General features: G+C 70.1%; 15 protein-coding genes and 1 riboswitch. Of the genes, 7 read left to right on the top strand and 8 right to left on the bottom strand.

The genetic code is table 11. From position 1 onward, the window contains the following. Nucleotides 1-30 precede the first annotated feature (30 nt). The 3 genes from tilS to GV790_RS13295 are packed head-to-tail and all read right to left on the bottom strand — an operon-like array spanning nucleotide 31 to nucleotide 3,679. Nucleotides 31-1,080, bottom strand: coding sequence for a tRNA lysidine(34) synthetase TilS (gene tilS, locus GV790_RS13285; protein WP_163813656.1), 1,050 nt, complete (start codon nucleotides 1,078-1,080; stop codon nucleotides 31-33). Further along, on the bottom strand, nucleotides 1,077-2,201 hold the full coding sequence (locus tag GV790_RS13290) for a zinc-dependent metalloprotease (RefSeq protein ID WP_228815228.1): 1,125 nt from the start codon (nucleotides 2,199-2,201) through the stop codon (nucleotides 1,077-1,079). Before GV790_RS13290 ends, tilS begins: the two co-directional genes overlap by 4 nt. A gap of 14 nt (nucleotides 2,202-2,215) precedes the next feature. Continuing rightward, nucleotides 2,216-3,679 (bottom strand): D-alanyl-D-alanine carboxypeptidase/D-alanyl-D-alanine-endopeptidase, encoded by a 1,464-nt coding sequence (locus tag GV790_RS13295; RefSeq protein ID WP_178127868.1) that lies wholly within the window; start codon nucleotides 3,677-3,679, stop codon nucleotides 2,216-2,218. A 199-nt stretch (nucleotides 3,680-3,878) separates the two neighbouring features. Between GV790_RS13295 and GV790_RS13300 the strand changes: the two genes are divergently transcribed. Beyond that, complete coding sequence (locus GV790_RS13300) at nucleotides 3,879-4,370, top strand: inorganic diphosphatase (protein ID WP_014348688.1); 492 nt, start codon at nucleotides 3,879-3,881, stop codon at nucleotides 4,368-4,370. Between the two features lie 149 nt (nucleotides 4,371-4,519). Here the strand turns inward: GV790_RS13300 and GV790_RS13305 are convergent, their stop codons facing one another. Beyond that, nucleotides 4,520-5,341: a crotonase/enoyl-CoA hydratase family protein gene (locus GV790_RS13305; protein WP_163813657.1), complete on the bottom strand. Its 822-nt coding sequence runs from the start codon at nucleotides 5,339-5,341 to the stop codon at nucleotides 4,520-4,522. Between the two features lie 102 nt (nucleotides 5,342-5,443). Between GV790_RS13305 and GV790_RS13310 the strand changes: the two genes are divergently transcribed. Continuing rightward, nucleotides 5,444-5,917, top strand: coding sequence for a YbaK/EbsC family protein (locus GV790_RS13310; protein WP_163813658.1), 474 nt, complete (start codon nucleotides 5,444-5,446; stop codon nucleotides 5,915-5,917). A 126-nt stretch (nucleotides 5,918-6,043) separates the two neighbouring features. Beyond that, nucleotides 6,044-6,514 (top strand): flavin reductase family protein, encoded by a 471-nt coding sequence (locus tag GV790_RS13315; RefSeq protein ID WP_228807083.1) that lies wholly within the window; start codon nucleotides 6,044-6,046, stop codon nucleotides 6,512-6,514. A 188-nt stretch (nucleotides 6,515-6,702) separates the two neighbouring features. On the opposite strand, the gene GV790_RS13320 is transcribed toward GV790_RS13315, so the two are convergent. Continuing rightward, nucleotides 6,703-8,022 (bottom strand): aminotransferase class V-fold PLP-dependent enzyme, encoded by a 1,320-nt coding sequence (locus GV790_RS13320; RefSeq protein WP_163813660.1) that lies wholly within the window; start codon nucleotides 8,020-8,022, stop codon nucleotides 6,703-6,705. A 45-nt stretch (nucleotides 8,023-8,067) separates the two neighbouring features. Beyond that, nucleotides 8,068-8,181, bottom strand: a riboswitch (SAM riboswitch). Between the two features lie 203 nt (nucleotides 8,182-8,384). On the opposite strand from GV790_RS13320, the gene GV790_RS13325 reads away from it, so the two are divergent. After that, complete coding sequence (locus GV790_RS13325; RefSeq protein ID WP_163813715.1) at nucleotides 8,385-12,311, top strand: Pls/PosA family non-ribosomal peptide synthetase; 3,927 nt, start codon at nucleotides 8,385-8,387, stop codon at nucleotides 12,309-12,311. Beyond that, the gene (locus GV790_RS13330) at nucleotides 12,308-13,657 is read left to right on the top strand and encodes a M1 family metallopeptidase (protein WP_163813661.1); all 1,350 of its coding nucleotides are present in this window, start codon (nucleotides 12,308-12,310) and stop codon (nucleotides 13,655-13,657) included. The genes GV790_RS13325 and GV790_RS13330 overlap by 4 nt, the downstream gene beginning before the upstream one ends. 7 nt (nucleotides 13,658-13,664) lie before the next feature. On the opposite strand, the gene GV790_RS13335 is transcribed toward GV790_RS13330, so the two are convergent. From GV790_RS13335 to GV790_RS31085, 3 genes are all read right to left on the bottom strand, one after another. Continuing rightward, entirely contained in the window at nucleotides 13,665-13,853 is a 189-nt protein-coding gene (locus tag GV790_RS13335) for a hypothetical protein (protein ID WP_163813662.1), read from the bottom strand. A gap of 76 nt (nucleotides 13,854-13,929) precedes the next feature. Further along, nucleotides 13,930-14,373 (bottom strand): DUF2752 domain-containing protein, encoded by a 444-nt coding sequence (locus tag GV790_RS13340; RefSeq protein ID WP_163813663.1) that lies wholly within the window; start codon nucleotides 14,371-14,373, stop codon nucleotides 13,930-13,932. Between the two features lie 34 nt (nucleotides 14,374-14,407). Then, nucleotides 14,408-14,569: a glyoxalase superfamily protein gene (locus GV790_RS31085; RefSeq protein WP_228806764.1), complete on the bottom strand. Its 162-nt coding sequence runs from the start codon at nucleotides 14,567-14,569 to the stop codon at nucleotides 14,408-14,410. A gap of 350 nt (nucleotides 14,570-14,919) precedes the next feature. Here GV790_RS31085 and GV790_RS13350 point away from each other — a divergent pair, with 350 nt between their 5' ends. Both GV790_RS13350 and GV790_RS13355 read left to right on the top strand, forming a co-directional pair. After that, on the top strand, nucleotides 14,920-15,972 hold the full coding sequence (locus tag GV790_RS13350) for an alpha/beta fold hydrolase (RefSeq protein WP_163813664.1): 1,053 nt from the start codon (nucleotides 14,920-14,922) through the stop codon (nucleotides 15,970-15,972). A gap of 157 nt (nucleotides 15,973-16,129) precedes the next feature. Next, entirely contained in the window at nucleotides 16,130-17,050 is a 921-nt protein-coding gene (locus GV790_RS13355; RefSeq protein WP_163813665.1) for an NADP-dependent oxidoreductase, read from the top strand. The last annotated feature ends 230 nt before the right edge of the window (nucleotides 17,051-17,280 follow it).

Genomic DNA, 17,280 nt, shown 5'->3' on the forward strand with positions numbered 1-17,280 from the left:
GCCGATCGACCGCTGTCGCCGCGGGGCCCGTCACTCGCGCTCGCCCGGGCGAACCCGATCGGTATGCGCGAGTGTCAGCCTGCCACGTTCACGCCCAGCAACCAACCTCGTGCCCGGTTCGCCGCCGCCGACCGCGACTGCGCCCTGGCCACGCCAGGCGGTGACCAGTTGATCGACCGCGTGTAAATGTTTGCCGGTCAGGGCTTTCGCGCCGCCGTCGAGCAGCCAGAACCGGATGGCTCTGCGGCGCAGGGCCGCGGGGGCAGTGGCGAGCGTCTCGCAGGACAAACTCACGTCATGAATGCCGGCCGGTTGCTCCCCCGCGTGGCTCGCCACCCGCAGCAGGTCGCGGGCCAGCTCGTCGAGCACCGCGTTGTCTTCGCGCAGCTGCTCGGCGGTGCGGCCCAGCGCCTCGGCGACGCCGCCGCCGAGTACCTCCTCCAGCAGCGGCAGCACCTCGCTACGCAGCCGGACCCGGGTGAATTCCGGCGAATCGTTGTGCGGGTCCGCATGCGGGGTGAGCCCGAGGTCGGCACAGCACTGGCGAGTGGAGGCGCGCCGCACACCGAGCAGGGGCCTGCCCCACGGCGGGGCGTACGGCGCCATCCCCTGGATGGACCGTGGGCCCGAACCGCGAGCCAGCCCGAGCAGCACGGTTTCGGCCTGATCGTCGAGGGTATGGCCGAGCAGCACCGGCAGGCCCTCGCGGGCGGCGTCCAGCGCCGCATAACGCGCCCGTCTGGCCGCCGCCTCCATTCCGCCCTCGCGGCCCACCTCGACCGGCAGGACATGCGCGGATCGGCAGCCCAGCTGCAGCGCGGTGGCCGCGGCCGTGGCGGCGACCGCGGCCGATCCCGGTTGGAGCCGGTGGTCGACGATCAATGCGTCGACGGCGTCGGCCTCGGCCACCAGCGCCGCCGTCAGCGCGAGCGAATCCGGGCCGCCGGACAGCCCCACCGCGACCTCGCGGCCGACGTCGTATCGGGTCAGCCAGCCGCGCACCGCATGCCGGAGTTCGAGCACCGCGGACGTCTCGGGTAGGCGCACCGCACCGGCCCGCACGGGCTCGAACGCGCTCATCCCAGGACGCGGCTGATCCACCGTTGCGGGTCTTCGATCTCGTCCGGACGCGGCAGCGTCTCGGCGTCGGTCCAGACAGCGTTGAAGCGTTGCATGCCGACGGCGTCGACGACGTGGTCGACGAAGGCCTTGCCGCGCACGTACTGGGCCACCTTCGCGTCGACGCCGAGCAGCGCGCGCAGCAGCCGCTGCACCGGGTTGGTCGGGCGTTTGCGGCGCTGGTCGAAGGCGGCGCGGATCTGTTCGACGGTCGGGATGACCGAGGGGCCGACGGCGTCCATCACATGGTCGGCGTGGCCCTCGAGCAGGGTGCCGAGCATCAGCAGCCGGTCCAGTGCCTCGCGTTGCGGTGCGGGCTGGGTGGCGCGCAGCAGGCCGACCACACCGCGGGCGGCGGGATCCTCGGGTGTGCCGTTGCGGCGGCGGTCGCGCACCTCGGACAGCAGACGGGCGAGCATATCGGCCATCGGTTCGTCGCCGACGTCACCGAGGACGTCGACGTTGGCGCGCATGTAGTCGGCCAGCCAGGGCGCCGAGGAGAACTGCACCCGGTGGGTCACCTCGTGCAGGCACACCCAGAAGCGGAAATCGCTCGGCTGCACCCCGAGGGCGCGCTCCACCGACATGATGTTCGGCGCCACCAGCAGCAGGGTGCCGTCGCGGCCGGTGAACGGATCGTATTGACCGAGGATCGCGGTGGACAGGAAGGCCAGCATGGCCCCGGCCTGCACGCCCGCCGGTTTCCCGGTGAATGCCCCGCGACCCTCACCGACCCCGGTGCCGGTGAGCTGGGCCATCGAATCGGCCGCCGCGCCGATCCAGCCCGGCCGGTCGACGATGCGCGCCTGCGGGACCGGTTCGTCGTCGAGCAGACCGGTCACCTGACGGACCGGTGCTTCGGCGCGCACCGAGGCGTCGGCGAGTTCGCTGACCACCTGTTCGGCGGAGTACCTGCTGGTCCGCGGCCCGGAAGGGACGAGCGCGGCGCCGGTGCGGGCCGCGATCCGCCAGTCGACGGCACCGGACAACCGGGTGCGCCCGCCGGCCTTGCCCGCCGTGTCGACGGCACCACCGCCCGATTCGACGGCACCGGAATCGCCGGGGCGTTGTTCGGTCGTCATAGGTCACCCACCCGTCAGGAGCATCCGCAATTACGCAGTGTGGCCGCGATGGCATCCAATGCGGGTCTGCTCACCTCCGGCGGCCGATCGCTCGACATCAACGCGAAGGTGAGGACTCGCCCATCACTGTCCAGCACATACCCGACCAACGTGCTGGCCACCGACAGAGTTCCGGTCTTGGCCCGGACCCAGCCCGCGCCATCCCGGTCCCGCACCACATAACGGCTGGTCAGCGAGCCGGTAGCGCCCGCAACGGGTAGATCATCGAGCAGCGGTGCGAGCTGCGCGGAGAGCGAGGGTTCGGTGCCGGAATCCCGGCCGGGGGACGCACCGGGACGCACCAGGCCGCCGGGCCGCAGGCCCGGGTTCGTGCTGGCCGGGGTGTTCGCCTGCTCGGTGATCTCGTCGTCGCGCGCGGCCGTCGCCAGGATCCGGTCCAGCACCTGCGCCGGGATGCGGTCGTCCACCGACAGGCCGCTGGTGTCGTGCATGCTGACGCCGGTCAGATCGAAGCCCGCCTGCTCGAGCGTCTCCTGGACCGCGGCGGCCGCACCGTCGAACGAGGCGGGCCGTCCGGTGGCCGTGGCGATTTCGCGGCCGATGGTTTCAGCGAGCACATTGTCCGAATGCACCATCATCGCGTGCAGCCGCTGCCCCAGCGGCGCCGAGGAGACGCTCGCGATCTGCTTCGAACCCGCGGGTGCGGTGCCGGGACGGACCCGTTCGGCGCTCACACCGAGTTCGGCCGCGAGCCGACGGCCGACATCGAGACCGGGTGAATCGGAACGGGGCGCGTATTCGACCAGCGGGTCGAGCCGGCCGCCGTCGAGCATCAGCGGCTCGATCGGCGCGATGGAACCGCCCGGGATATCGATCGGATCCCAGCCGCGCGCCATCGCAGGCCCCGAGTACAGCGAGGTGTCGACCACGATGGAGTCGACCGGAATCTGTGCCGCCCGAATCTGGTCGACCAGGTCCGACAGCTTCGGCCCGCCCGGGTAGTAGCCCTTGCCGTCGGGCTGCGCGGTGAGCGTCGGATCACCGCCGCCGACCAGCACGATCTCCCCCGGCGCCGAGCCGGCGACCACGGTGGTGTGTACCCGCTGATCCTCGGGCAAGGTGAGCAACGCGGCCGCGGTGGTCAGGATCTTGGCGGTCGAGGACGGCACCATGGGCTTTGCCGCCTCGGCGCTCCACAGCACCGTGCCGGTGTCGGCATCGGTTACCGAACCGGCGAAACCGCCCAGATCCGGATTCGACACCACCGGGGCCAGCGCCGCGGCCAGGCCCGCCGCACTCGGCGCGGGCGCGTCGTCGGGGGCGGGCGCGACCGCGGGGAACGGCCGCACCGGCACCGGAGGCTCGGCGATGGTGAGCCCACCGTGCCGGAACTCCTCGCTCCACGGCTGCACGGTCACCGCGACGCCGGTGCCCACCGCGAGCAACACCACCAGCGTGGTGATCAGACCGATCCACATCCGGCGCCGTCGCCGCGAGGCCAGCCCGCCGATGTTCTTACCCACCACGTTGTCCGCCGTCTCCTCACGCCCGCCACATCCGCTTGGCCCACACTATCCTCGTTCGGCTACCGTTCCCCCGAACGACCTGGCGCGTCGGCGGCCCGTCGGCCCGCTGAACAGCCGCAGTACACCAGAGGCACCGGAAGAAGGAGTTGGCGTGGAGTTCGACGTCACCATCGAGATCCCCAAGGGTTCGCGCAACAAGTACGAGGTGGACCACGAGACCGGACGGGTCCGGCTCGATCGTTTCCTCTACACCTCCATGGTGTACCCCGCCGACTACGGCTACATCGAGAACACCCTCGGCGAGGACGGCGACCCGCTGGACGCGCTGGTCCTGCTGCCCGATTCGGTGTTCCCCGGCGTCATCGTCGAGGCCCGCCCGGTCGCCATGTACAAGATGACCGACGAGGCAGGCGGCGACGACAAGGTGCTGTGCGTGCCCGCCGGTGACCCGCGCTGGGACCACATCCAGGACCTGAAGGACGTCCCGGAGTTCGAGCTGGCCGCGATCAAGCACTTCTTCGAGCGCTACAAGGACCTCGAGCCCGGCAAGTACGTCAAGGGTTCGGAGTGGGTCGGCCGCGCCGAGGCCGAAGCCGAGGTCGAGGCGTCCATCCAGCGCCTGAAGGACCAGGGCGGACACTGAGCGTCGCCGGGGCGGCCCGCTGAGACGTCGAGCGGTCGCACCATAGATCGACAGCGGCACATCACCGAGATAGCGCCCGACCAGGCGTCTCGGTGGTGTGCCGCTCGGCGTTCGGCAATGGACACGGTCCCCTCACCCGAACTGCTCGCTCAGCGGCCCTTGAACTGCGGGGCGCGCTTCTCGAAAACGGCCTGAATCGCCTCGGTCAGATCCTCCGACGGCAGGAACGCCGCGTTCCACGCCGACACGTAGCGCAGCCCTTCGGCCACCTCGGAGGCATTGCGCTGATACAGCACGTCCTTGGCGCCCTGCACCACCAGCGGCGGGTTGGCGGCGATCTCCCGCGCGGTGGCGTGCGCGGCCTCCAGGGTGGCCTGCTGATCGTCGAAGACGTCGTTGACCAGGCCGATCTTCTCCGCCCGCGCGGCGTCGATGTCCTTGCCGGTGTAGGCCAGTTCGCGCAGGTGACCTTCGCCGATGATGGCGGGCAGCCGGTGCAGCGAGCCGATATCGGCGACGATGGCGACCTTGGCCTCACGCAGGCTGAACTTGGCGTCGGCGCTGGCGTAGCGGATGTCGACGGCGGCGATCAGGTCCAGGCCACCGCCGATGCACCAGCCCGAGACCGCGGCGATGACGGGCTTGCGGCAGTCGGCCACCGCCGTCACCGCGGCCTGCATGCGGCGGATCTCGTGCAGGAAGTCGGTGCGCGGGGCGGCCAGCGCCTTGTCGGCGAGCAGCGGGCCGAAGGTGCCGCTCATCGCGGGCAGGTCCAGACCGTAGGAGAAGTGCTTGCCCGAACCGGTCAGCACGATCGCGCGGACCTCGGGGTCGGCGTCGAGGGCGGTGAAGATCTCGGGGAGCTCGCGCCAGAAGTCGGGGCCCATCGCATTGCCCTTGCCGGGGCCGGTCAGGGTGACCTGCGCGACGTGGTCGCTGGTTTCGACGGTGAAAGCCTGCCAATCAGTCATCTGTACAGCGTATACACGGCGGTAACGGCGGCGATACCGTGTGGGATGGAACCCGTTATCGCGAACCCGGCAGCCGGAAGCGGTTAGCTCTACCCTGGATTCATGCGCAGGTCACTTCCTCCGGTCGCCTGCCGGGTCGCGGACACCCTGATCGCCCGGGGCCACCACGGCGTCATCGTCACCCACCCGGATCGGCCCACCGCCGCGGCCGACGCCGCCCGCGCCCTCGGCGTCGACATCGGCGCCATCACCCTGGCCCGGCTGTACCTGCTCGACGATGATCCGGTGCTGCTGCTGGTCTCCGGCGGCCACGACGTGGACCTCGCCCACACCGGCGAACGGCTGGAAGGCACCCTCACGCCCGCCCCCGACGAGCTCGTCCTCGAAGTGACCGGCCATCCCGTGGATGCCGTCGCCCCCGTCGGCCATCCGACCAACATTCCCACCTGGGTCGACACCGCCCTGTCCCACCACCGCGAACTGTGGGCGGCCGGCGGTCATCCGGATGCGGTGTTCCGCACGACCTTTCGGGAACTGGTGCGTATCACCGCGGGTCTGCCGATCGACGTGGACTGAACCGCGTGTAGCGGCAGGCAGTAGTTTCGTCATGTGACCGACGCGCATGAACCGACCGCCGCGGAAGCCCGGCTGCGGGTGCCCGACGACCTGAGCGGCATCACCGCCGAGCAGTACCGCGCCTCGATGCGGCACTATCCGTCCGGGGTGACGGTGGTGACATTGTCGTCGCCGAACGGCCCGGTCGGGTTCACGGCGACCTCGTTCGCGTCGCTGTCGCTGGAACCGCCGCTGGTGTCGTTCAATATCGCGCACACCTCCTCGAGCCTGGCGGCGATGAGCGAGGCGGATTCGGTGGTGATCCATTTCCTCGGCGAACATCAGCGCCATATCGCGCAGCGGTTCGCGCGCAGCGCCGAGGAACGCTTCACCGACCGGTCGCTGTGGACCACGCTGGACACCGGAGAACCGGTCCTGCACGGTACGCCGATCTGGCTGCGCACCACCGTCGAGCAGCGCATTCCCATCGGCGATCACACCTTTATCGTCGGCCGGGTGACCCGCGTGCACGACGCCACCGAGGAGAAGCCGGCGGCCGCGCCGCTGCTGTATCACAACGGGCGCTACCACCGGCCCACCCCGCTGGACGAGGACTGATTCGGCGCGGTCACCTGCCCGGCCTGCTCTGACCGGCTGCTGGACCACGCACCGGCACCCAGCCGCTCCGCGCAGAGGGTGCCACGGAGTGACGGCAAGCGGCTGCGCCCCGGGGCCGATGCGATGGCGGCAGTGCTCGCACCGGGGCGTCCAGAATCCCGCAACACCTCGGTGGCCGGTGCCGGCGGTCAGCCGATGAGGCAGGGCGCCGCACCCGCATCCTCGGCGCCGGTGAACGACCTGGTTTCCGGGCTCGGATTCCACAGCCCGCTGGTGCAGGTGTAATCCCATGCGGGGCCGTCCTGCACGAGCGCGGCGACCGCCGAGACCAGCCGGTCCACGTCGGCGGAATCGGTGCCGAGGCCGATGCTCGCGCGCAGCGCGCCATCGAGCCCCAGCCTGGCCAGCAGCGGATGCGCGCAGAACCGGCCGTCGCGCACGCCGATGCCGTGTTCGGCCGACAGATACGCAGCCACCTGGCCGGGCGCGAAGCCGTCCAGGGTGAACGCGACGATGCCGACGGTGTCGGGGCTGTCGGACCACAGGCGCAGCAGCCGCACACCCGGGATCGCGCACAAGCCCGCGCGCAGCCGCTCGGCGAGCCGCCGTTCGTGCGCGATCACCCGCTCGGCGTCGATCTCGGACAGTGCGTCGCAGGCAGCGGCCAGGGCCGCGACACCGAGCACATTCGGCGAACCGGCCTCGTGCCGTTGCGGCGCGGGTGCCCACTCGGTGCCGTCGACGCGCACCTCACGCACCGCACCACCGCCGGCCAGGTACGGCGGCGCCGCATCGAGCCAATCCCGCTTACCCACCAGCACCCCCGCGCCGAACGGCGCGTACAGCTTGTGACCGGAGAAAGCGAGATAATCGATGCCGCACTCGCGCAGGCTGATTCGCCGATGCGGTGCCAGCTGCGCGGCGTCGACCAGGATGCGGGCGCCGCACTGGTGGGCGATCTCGGCCAACCGGGCCAGCGGCAGCACTTCCCCGGTCACATTGGAGGCACCGGTAACCGCCAGCAGCGCAGCCGGTTTCGCGCACAACTCGGCGACGAGCCGGCGAATCGTCTCCTCGACGGTATCGGCCGCGGCCACCACGCGCCGCCCACGCCGTTGCCAGGGCAGGAAATTGGCGTGGTGTTCAACATCGAGCACCACCGTGTCGCCGGGCACGCAGGCGGCGAGCAGGTTCAGCGAGTCGGTGGTGTTGCGGGTGAAGACCACCACCTGGTCGTCTGCCGCATCCAGGAACCGGGCCACCGAACCGCGGGCGGCCTCATAGCATTCGGTGGAGATCCGCGAGGCGTAGCCGGCGCCGCGGTGCACGCTGGCGTAGAGCGGCAGCAGCCGCTGCACCCGGTCGGTGACCTGAGCCAGCGCGGGCGCGCTCGCGGCATAGTCGAAATTGGCGTAAGTGCAGGTCCCGCCCTGTACGAGGGGTACCTGGAGGTCGTCTCCGGAGACCCTGGCGAGGGCGGCACAGGTCTGATCGAACACAGCGGTCATCACGTCATCCCATCGGCTGAGGGACCCGCGAAAGAGGATTCGTCGAGTCCGCGCTTGCCGCGCCCGGTCGGGCGTCGGCCCGGTCGTCACCCGGAGCACCCCACCGCGGAGGAGGGTTGCCGGCCAGCAAGCCGGGGCTTGACGCTGGCACTCATGACCTGTGGCGAGATTGGCAGACCGGCCGCGCCGCTGTCAACCCGTCCCGCGCTGCGGGTACCGTTGACTACTGGTCACCGGGGTGTTTTCCGTTTGCCCATTGGTAACCCTCGTATGAAACAACCGTCTTCGAGAATTAGTTGGTGAGGCCGTACCGCCGAACATGGTTACTGCCGGACAGTGCTGAGGAAGGTGGGCCGGACGTGATGCTCCAGCCGCAGATCGACACCGATGGTTCGGTCCAGGAGCTCGATCCGCTGCTACGTTCGACCCTCGCCCCACCTGCGCGAACGCTGGTCGACATCCTCGCCGAGACGGCACGTGCCCATCCGGACGCCCCCGCCATCGACGACGGCGATACCGCCCTCACCTACACCGAGCTCCTCGCCGAGATCGCCGCGACGGTCGAGCGCCTCGGCGCGGCGGGGGTGCGGCGCGGCGACCGCGTCGGGGTGCGGATGCCGTCCGGCACCCGTGAGCTCTACGTCACGATTCTCGCGGTACTGCACGCGGGCGCGGCCTACGTACCCGTGGACGCCGACGATCCCGACGAACGCGCCCGCCTGGTCTTCGGCGAGGCGCGGGTCACCGCGATCGTCACCGCCGCCGGGATCGAAGCGACCGAGCACGCCAGCACGGCAAACAATGGGCAACCCGACGGGCCGCAGCCGCCCTCCCCCGCCGACGACGCCTGGATCATCTTCACCTCCGGCTCCACCGGCACGCCGAAAGGTGTTGCGGTAACCCATCGCAACGCCGCCGCCCTGGTCGACGCCGAGGCCCGGTTGTTCCTCCGCGACGCCCCGATCGGCCCCGGCGACCGGGTGCTGGCCGGACTGTCGGTGGCCTTCGACGCCTCCTGTGAGGAGATGTGGCTGGCCTGGCGGCACGGCGGCTGTCTGGTCCCCGCACCGCGCGCGCTGGTGCGCACCGGCGCCGATCTCGGTCCGTGGCTGGTGCGGCACGAGATCAGCGTCGTCTCCACCGTGCCGACGCTGGCGGCGACCTGGCCCGCCGAAGCGCTGGAACCGGTGCGGCTGCTCATCTTCGGCGGCGAGGCCGTGCCGCCGGAGCTGGCCGAACGACTGGCGGGCGACCCGGAATCCGAACGCGAGGTGTGGAACACCTACGGCCCCACCGAAACCACCGTCGTCGCGTGCGCGGCGCTGCTGGACGGGAACTGGCCGGTGCGCATCGGTTTGCCGTTGGACGGCTGGGATCTGGCCGTCGTCGACGCCGCCGGTAATCCGGTGGGCGAGGGCGAATCCGGCGAACTGGTGATCGGCGGCGTCGGCCTGGCCCGCTATCTGGATCCGGCCAAGGACGCCGAGAAGTACGCGCCGCTGGCCTCCCTCGGCTGGGAACGCGCCTATCGCAGCGGCGATCTGGTGCGCAACGACAAGGCCGGACTGGTCTTCATCGGCCGCGCCGACGATCAGGTGAAGGTGGGCGGGCGCCGCATCGAACTCGGCGAACTCGACAACGCCCTACAGCATCTGCCCGGGGTGAGCGGTGCGGCCGCCGCCGTCCGCACCACCGCCGCAGGCAATCAGATCCTGGTCGGCTACCTCACCGGTACCCCACCCGATTACGACATCAAGGCCGCCCGCGCGCTGCTCGCCGAGCAACTGCCCGCCCCGCTGGTGCCGCGGCTGGTGGTGGTGCCGGAACTACCCACCCGCACCTCGGGCAAAGTCGACCGCGACGCCCTGCCCTGGCCGGTGGGCGGCAGCGACGAGACCGTCGACCACGGGCTCACCGGCACCGCCGCCTGGGTGGCCGAGCTGTGGAGTTCGATCCTCGGCGCCGAGATCACCGGCGCGGACGCTGATTTCTTCGATCTCGGCGGCGGCTCGCTCTCGGCGGCACAGCTGGTGACCGCACTGCGGCAACGGTATCCGCGCATCGCGGTCGCCGACCTGTACGACCATCCGCGGCTGGGCGCGCTGGCCGAACTCCTCGACGAGACCGCGCCGTCGGCCGCCGTCGTCGAACGGACCGTCCGCCCGACGCCGCTGTCCGCACAGTGCGCCCAAGTCCTCGCCACCCTTCCGTTGACCACGCTCACCGGCCTGCAATGGCTCACCTGGTTGGCCATCGCGGGCAATATCGCGAGCTGGGCGGGCGCGCTGCCCTGGCTGCCGCAGCTGTCGTGGTGGTGGACGCTGCTGCTGTTCGTCGTCTTCATCACCCCGCTGGGCCGGATGAGCATCTGTGTCGCAGGCGCCCGGCTGCTGTTGCGCGGGGTCGCACCCGGCAGCTATCCGCGCGGTGGTTCGGTGCATCTGCGGCTGTGGGCGGCGGTGCGGCTCTCGGAGGCCAGTGGTGCCGAGAACCTGTCCGGCGCACCGTGGATGGTGCCGTTCGCGCGGGCATTGGGCGCGAAGATCGGCAAGGGCGTCGACCTGCACACGCTGCCGCCGGTGACCGGCATGCTCGAACTCGGCGACGGGTGCAGCGTCGAGCCCGAAGTGGACCTGTCCGGTTACTGGATCGACGGCGACGTCGTGCATATCGGGCCCATCGTGGTCGGCCGCGGCGCGGTGATCGGCGCGCGCTCGATCCTGCTGCCCGGCACCAAGATCGGCCGTGACGCCGAGATCGCGGCCGGTTCGGCGGTGTCCGGGAAGGTCAAGCCGGATCAGGAGTGGGCGGGCTCGCCCGCGGTGAAGGTCGGCAAGGCCAGGCACCGCTGGCCCGCCGAGACGCCGAAACGCGCGATTCACTGGGTGCTCGCGTTCGCCATCAGCTCGATGGGCCTGGCCGCGATGCCCATTCTCGGGCTGGCCGCCGGTGGCGCGCTGATCGTCTGGTGGATCCGCGACACCACCACCATCGCGGGCGCACTCGGACGTGGCCTGCTCATGCTGCCGGTGGCCACCCTGGTGAGCCTGCTCGTCTACGCCGTGGCCACGGTGCTCGCGGTGCGGGTGCTCAGCCTCGGCCTCACCGAGGGCTACCACCCGGTTCGCAGCCGCGTCGGCTGGCAGGTGTGGGCCACCGAACGGCTGCTCGACGGCGCCCGCAACTTCCTGTTCCCGCTCTACGCCAGCCTGCTCACCCCCATCTGGTTGCGGCTGCTCGGCGCCAAGATCGGTAAGCGGGTGGAAGCTTCGACGGTATTGCTGCTGCCGAAGTTCACCACCGTCGCCGATGGCGCGTTCCTGGCCGACGACACCATGATCGCCAGTTACGAACTCGGCGGCGGCTGGCTGCGCATCGGCGAGGCGAAGGTCGGCAAACGCGCCTTCCTCGGCAACTCCGGAATGACCGCGCCCGGGCGCCGGGTGCCGAAGAACGGGCTGGTCGCCGTGCTCTCGGCCGCCCCGAGCAAGGCCAAGGCGGGCTCGTCCTGGCTCGGCAGCCCGCCCGTGCGGCTGCGCCGCGCCGCCGAAACCGCCGATACCGAGCGCACCTTCGATCCGCCGCTGCGGCTGCGAGTCTTCCGCGGCGTGGTGGAAACCTGCCGCCTGCTGCCGGTGCTCGTCACCTTCGCGATCGGCGTCGGCGTGCTGTTCACGCTGGCCTGGCTGGCGCAGAACATCGGCTACCCGGGCGCCGCGCTGCTCTCGGGTGTGGTGCTCATGGTCGCGGGCGCGCTGGCCTGCGCCAGCGCGATCACCGCCAAATGGCTGCTGATCGGCCGGATCCGCGCCGAAGAACATCCGCTGTGGAGTTCGTTCGTATGGCGTAACGAGGTGTCCGACAGCTTCGTGGAAACGGTGGCGGCACCGTGGTTCGCGCGCGCCGCGACGGGTACTCCGGTGCTGAATCTGTGGCTGCGTGGTCTGGGTGCCCGTATCGGTCGCGGTGTGTGGTGCGAGTCCTATTGGCTACCGGAGGCGGATTTGGTGACCCTCGGCGACGGCGCGACCGTGGAACGCGGTTGTGTGGTGCAGACCCATCTGTTCCACGATCGGATCATGTCGATGGACACCGTCACCCTCGGACCGGGCGCCACCCTCGGCCCGCACTGCGTCGCCCTGCCCGCCGCGACCATCGGCGCGGGCGCGACCATCGGCCCGGCCTCGCTGGTCATGCGCGGCGACACGGTGCCGCCGTCGACGCGGTGGTGGGGCAATCCGATCGCGCCATGGGCTGCGGCCGCCGATCCAGGGGCCGCCGGCCGATGAGAGGCAAGTTCTACGACGCCCCCATCGACGAGTACCTGCCGCAGAACGGAAACCGGGGCTATCGGGTCTCACGGTACGAACTCGACCTCACCTACAAGGTCGCCAGCAACCGGCTCGCCGGCCGTGCCGACATCACCGCGGTCACCACCGAGGTCCGCCCGCGCTTCGCTCTCGACCTGTCGCAATCGCTGTCGGTGTCGAAGGTCCTGGTCAACGGCAGCAAGGTCGCGAAGTACACCCATCAGCACGGCAAACTCGTCATCACCCCGCAGCAGCGGATCCCGGCCGGTGGGCTCCTCGCGGTCACGGTGCAGTACGCGGGCACCCCGCGCCCGGTGCGCGGCCCGTGGGGTGAGGTGGGCTGGGAGGAACTCACCGACGGGGCCTTGGTCGCCAGCCAGCCCAATGGCGCAGCGTCCTGGTTCCCCTGCGACGATCATCCGAGTTCCAAGGCCAGCTACCGCATTTCGATCACCACCGACACCCCCTACCACGCCCTCGCCAATGGCACCCTGCTGCGCAAGCAGACCAAGGCCAGCCAGACCACCTGGGTTTACGAGCAGTCCGAACCGATGTCGAGCTATCTGGCGACCATCCAGATCGGCCAGTACCGCAAACACCGGATCGGCCCCGCGCACGGACCGGTCCCCATGCACGCCCTGGTACCCGCCCGCCTGCGCGCGAACTTCGACCACGATTTCGCCCGGCAGCCGCAGATGCTCGCGGTGTTCATCGACAAGTTCGGGCCGTATCCGTTCGAGGCGTACACGGTGGTCGTCACCGATGACGAGCTGGAGATCCCGATCGAGGCCCAGGGCATCTCGATCTTCGGCGCCAACCACTGCGACGGCCGCCGTGGCGCGGAACGACTCGTCGCGCACGAACTCGCCCACCAGTGGTTCGGCAACAGCCTCACCATCCGGCAGTGGCGCGATATCTGGCTGCACGAGGGCTTCGCCTGCTACGCGGAATGGATCTGGTCCGAGGCCTCCGGCGGGCCGAGCGCCGACCAGCAGGCCAGGGCGGCGCGGCACAATCTGGCGCGGCAACCGCAGGACATCGTCGTCGGCGATCCTGGGCCCGCGCACATGTTCGACGACCGGGTCTACAAGCGTGGGGCGCTGTGCCTGCATTCGCTGCGGCTCGAGCTCGGCGATACCGCGTTCTTCGACATGCTGCGGGAATGGACCTCGCGCTATCGGCACGCCTCGGTGACCACCGAGGAGTTCACCGATCTGGCGGGGCACTACAGCTTGGTGCCGCTGCGCCCACTGTGGGACAGCTGGCTGCTGGCCGAGGCATTGCCACAGCTACCGCCCTCGGGTGGGCTGTCGACCGGCGCCTGAGCGTTGCTCAGAAGACCAGATAGCGGGTGGCGAGTTCCTCGACAAGCGGATCGTCCTCGGCCACGCTGTCGAGGGCGTCGAGGTCGGTCTCCACCGAGATCAGCCGGGGATCGTCCTGCTCGGAGTCCGAAGGTCCGTCCTCGACGAGCTGACGCAGCAGCTTGGCACGTACCCGTGCCTTGAGTGAATCGATCATGCGCTGTGTCCTTTCCGGCCGCTGCCCTATCTCCAGCTTGCCCCGTTTCGCCGGGGAGCGGGGGCGTTCGGGCTGCTCAGACCGGCGTCAACCAGCTACCCCACGGCGTATTGCGTAGCACTGTGTACACCGCGAGGAAGCCGAAGATCGACCACATGGTGAGGGCATTGATGCCGAAGTGCCGCATGGGTTTACCGCGCCACGCCCGGATCGCCCAGTCGCCCACCCATACCGCGAACAGCATCAGCAGCGGCAACGCGATGAGGTTGCTGTGCAGCGAATCGAGCACCTGCCCCTCGGTGAGGTTGTGTACTGCCCGCATACCACCACATCCCGGGCAGTACACCCCCGTCAGCGCATACACCGGGCAGATCCCCCACGATCCCTCCACATGCGGATCCCGCAGATGCACAGCCAGCACCGCGAGCACCCCGGCCCCGGCCACCGCCGCCGGCACCGCCAGGGCGCGCCACCTGGTCTGCGGCCGCCGGGCCACCGGTTCCGACTGCGTGATGTCCACGAATCTCACCGTAGCCGGGGCCGACGTGCCGCCGCTATCGAGACTGCGGCTGCGCGAATCGCAGCGAGTTGCCCGCGGGATCGACCAGGTCGAAGCCCGGCCCGCCGGGGCCGTCGTGCGGACATCCCGGGTCGGCGTACCGGTACTCCTTGGCCGCCAGCTCGGCATGCCAGGCGTGAATATCATCCACAGCCATCCACAACACGCTGCCGGGAGTGCCGTCACCGTGGTGCTCGCTAGGTCTTCGCCACATCGAACATGCGCAGCACGGGTATCGGCGGTGCCAGGCCGATCGGATCGGTCGCCATCGCCCCATGATCGCACCGGGCACCGACACCGTTCGGTTCGGTAACGACACGCACACATCAGCAAACAGGAGGCATATTTCGGCCCCATTTCGGGCATTTTCCCGGTAACGGCATTACACACCGGACCGACACCCGGTGTAGCGGACCGTCGCGGTAAGAGTTTCCGGCAAGCGGCGCTTGCACTTGCAAGCACCCCAGCTTGCATTTACCGTGACGGTAGACACAAAGGAGTGCTCTGATGCTGGTGAAGTCGATGAAGACGCTGGCGCAGGTCCGCCACGGCGCCCTGACCGCCCCCTTTCGCGCCGGACTGCGGTCGCGCACATTCCAGACGGCGTCGCTCAACGCGCCCACCGCACCGCACGAGGTCATCCCGGTAACCACCATCGACGGCGCGCGCCTGCGGGTGCACGCCTACGGCCCGGCCGACGGCGATCCGATCGTGCTGGTCCACGGCTGGAGTTGCAGCATCGAGTACTGGAACCCGCAGATCAACGCCTTCGCCGATACGCACCGGGTCATTTGCTACGACCAGCGCGGCCACGGCGAAAGCCAAGCCGGAACGCTGTTCCCCAGCGCCGACACCATGGCCGACGATCTCGCCGCCGTCCTCGACGCCACCCTGCGCCCCGGGCAGCGCGCGGTACTCGTCGGCCACAGCATGGGCGGTATCACCCTGCAAGCATGGGCCGCCCGGCACCCCGACCAGGTCCGCCGCCGCGCAAAGGCCGCCGTCCTGGTGAACACCACCTCGGGCAATATCCGCTACGACACCGACCTGTTGCCGCTGCTCAACAAGCCGCTGATGGTCGCCGAACGTCCGATCACGGTCTTCGGGGCCGGTGTTCGGATGCCCATCATCTTCGCCGAGACGCTGCTCACCGCGCCGGTCCCGTTCCCCGGCGGATGGGCGGCCCGCGCCGTGCTCAAGTCCCGCATCATGTCACCGACCGCCACCCCCGACCAGGTCGAATTCGCTCTCGGTATCGTCCGCTCCTGCCGCCCGCTCGCCCGTGGCAGGCACGCGGCCGCCCTCGCCGACCTCGAACTCGGTGACGCCGCCAGCAACCTCGCCGTCCCGACGACGGTGATCGCGGGCGAGCACGACCGCCTGCTGCCGGAACGGATGTCGCGCATCATCGCCGACGCCCTCGACCGTGCCGGCCACCTCGCCGACTACCACGTCTGGCCCACCGGACACCTCACCAATATCGAAGCGGCCGACCGGTTCAACGCAGAACTGGCTCGGATCATCCGCCGCACCGGCCTGCGCGCGGCAGCCGCGGGCTGAGCGGAGGTTCACCGAGATCCGGTCAACGGTGCCCGGTCTCGGTGAGCTCTGGGTTCCTCCGGCGCCGGCATGTACCGGCGCGGAATCCGCTCGGAATATCGGTGCGGTGCCTCTGTTGCACTCGGAGACCACGGAACCGATATCGAGAGGATGCTTCATGCGCGCCGCAACCTACGACCGGTACAGCTCCGATGTCGCCGACATTCGGGTGCAAGAGCTGCCGAAACCGAAGGTTTTTCCGGGAACGGCGCTGGTCGAGGTGCGAGCCGCGGGGGTGAATCCGGTCGATTGGAAGTTGATGACCGGCGGGCTCGACGGGTTGATCGACGCGATCTTCCCCGTCGTCCCGGGCTGGGATGTGGCCGGCGTCGTCGTCGAAACCGGCCCTGACACGCCGGAATTCGCCGTCGGCGACGAAGTGCTCGGTTACGCACGCAAGGACACGCTGCACGCGGGTACCTTCGCCGAACTGGTGGCCGTGCCCGCCCCCACCCTTGCCCGCAAGCCTGCGGAACTGTCCTGGGAGCAGGCCGGCGCGCTGCCACTGGCCGGCGGCACCGCACTGCGCACCCTCGACATCCTCCGGGTCGGCGCGGACGACACCGTCCTCATCCATGCCGCGGCCGGTGGTGTCGGCAGCCTCGGCGTGCAGATCGCCACGGCGCGCGGCGCGCGGGTGATCGGCACCGCCTCCGAACGCAACCACGATTTCCTGCGCGAACTCGGCGCCGAACCGGTGAGCTACGGCGACGGCCTCGCCGACCGGGTGCGCGAACTCGCACCCGACGGGGTGGACGCGGTCGCCGATTTCGTCGGCGGCCAACTCGACGTCACCACCCAGGTGCTCGCCACGAACGGCCGCCACGCCTCCATCGCCGATCCCGAGGTGGAAGCGCACGGCGGACACGTGGTGTGGGTACGCCCGGACGGCACCCAGACCCAGCGCCTCGCCGACCTCGCCGCAGCGGGTTCGCTCACCGTGCCGATCGCCCGCACCTACTCGCTCGACGAAGTACCGCAGGCGTTCACCGCGAGCCGAGAGGGACACGTCCGCGGCAAGATCGTCATCGTGCCCTGAGGGAGGTCGGTACCGGTTCGGGGTGGTTCCTCGGCCGGATCGAATGCGGCTCGGTAGGTACCGGGCCAGACCAGCGGCATGGCGGGTTCGACGCCCGGCACGGACGGCTCGACGCCCACACGACCGGCTGGCCATAATGCTGTCGGCTCGACAGGCCCGACACCGACTCGGCCGACCCAACACGGCTCGGCCGGTTCAATGGCAACGCAGCCGGGCCCGACAGCAGGGTG

The organism is Nocardia cyriacigeorgica (assembly GCF_010858045.1).
Lineage (GTDB): Bacteria > Actinomycetota > Actinomycetes > Mycobacteriales > Mycobacteriaceae > Nocardia > Nocardia cyriacigeorgica_E.

Bases quoted from the DNA above. Each gene is read 5' to 3' on its own strand.
- tilS (WP_163813656.1), bottom strand. From the start codon at position 1,080: ATGAGCGCGTTCGAGCCCGTGCGGGCCGGTGCGGTGCGCCTACCCGAG.
- GV790_RS13290 (WP_228815228.1), bottom strand. From the start codon at position 2,201: ATGACGACCGAACAACGCCCCGGCGATTCCGGTGCCGTCGAATCGGGC.
- GV790_RS13295 (WP_178127868.1), bottom strand. From the start codon at position 3,679: ATGTGGATCGGTCTGATCACCACGCTGGTGGTGTTGCTCGCGGTGGGC.
- GV790_RS13305 (WP_163813657.1), bottom strand. From the start codon at position 5,341: ATGACTGATTGGCAGGCTTTCACCGTCGAAACCAGCGACCACGTCGCG.
- GV790_RS13310 (WP_163813658.1), top strand. From the start codon at position 5,444: ATGCGCAGGTCACTTCCTCCGGTCGCCTGCCGGGTCGCGGACACCCTG.
- GV790_RS13315 (WP_228807083.1), top strand. From the start codon at position 6,044: ATGCGGCACTATCCGTCCGGGGTGACGGTGGTGACATTGTCGTCGCCG.
- GV790_RS13320 (WP_163813660.1), bottom strand. From the start codon at position 8,022: ATGACCGCTGTGTTCGATCAGACCTGTGCCGCCCTCGCCAGGGTCTCC.
- GV790_RS13325 (WP_163813715.1), top strand. From the start codon at position 8,385: ATGCTCCAGCCGCAGATCGACACCGATGGTTCGGTCCAGGAGCTCGAT.
- GV790_RS13330 (WP_163813661.1), top strand. From the start codon at position 12,308: ATGAGAGGCAAGTTCTACGACGCCCCCATCGACGAGTACCTGCCGCAG.
- GV790_RS13335 (WP_163813662.1), bottom strand. From the start codon at position 13,853: ATGATCGATTCACTCAAGGCACGGGTACGTGCCAAGCTGCTGCGTCAG.
- GV790_RS31085 (WP_228806764.1), bottom strand. From the start codon at position 14,569: ATGGCTGTGGATGATATTCACGCCTGGCATGCCGAGCTGGCGGCCAAG.
- GV790_RS13350 (WP_163813664.1), top strand. From the start codon at position 14,920: ATGCTGGTGAAGTCGATGAAGACGCTGGCGCAGGTCCGCCACGGCGCC.
- GV790_RS13355 (WP_163813665.1), top strand. From the start codon at position 16,130: ATGCGCGCCGCAACCTACGACCGGTACAGCTCCGATGTCGCCGACATT.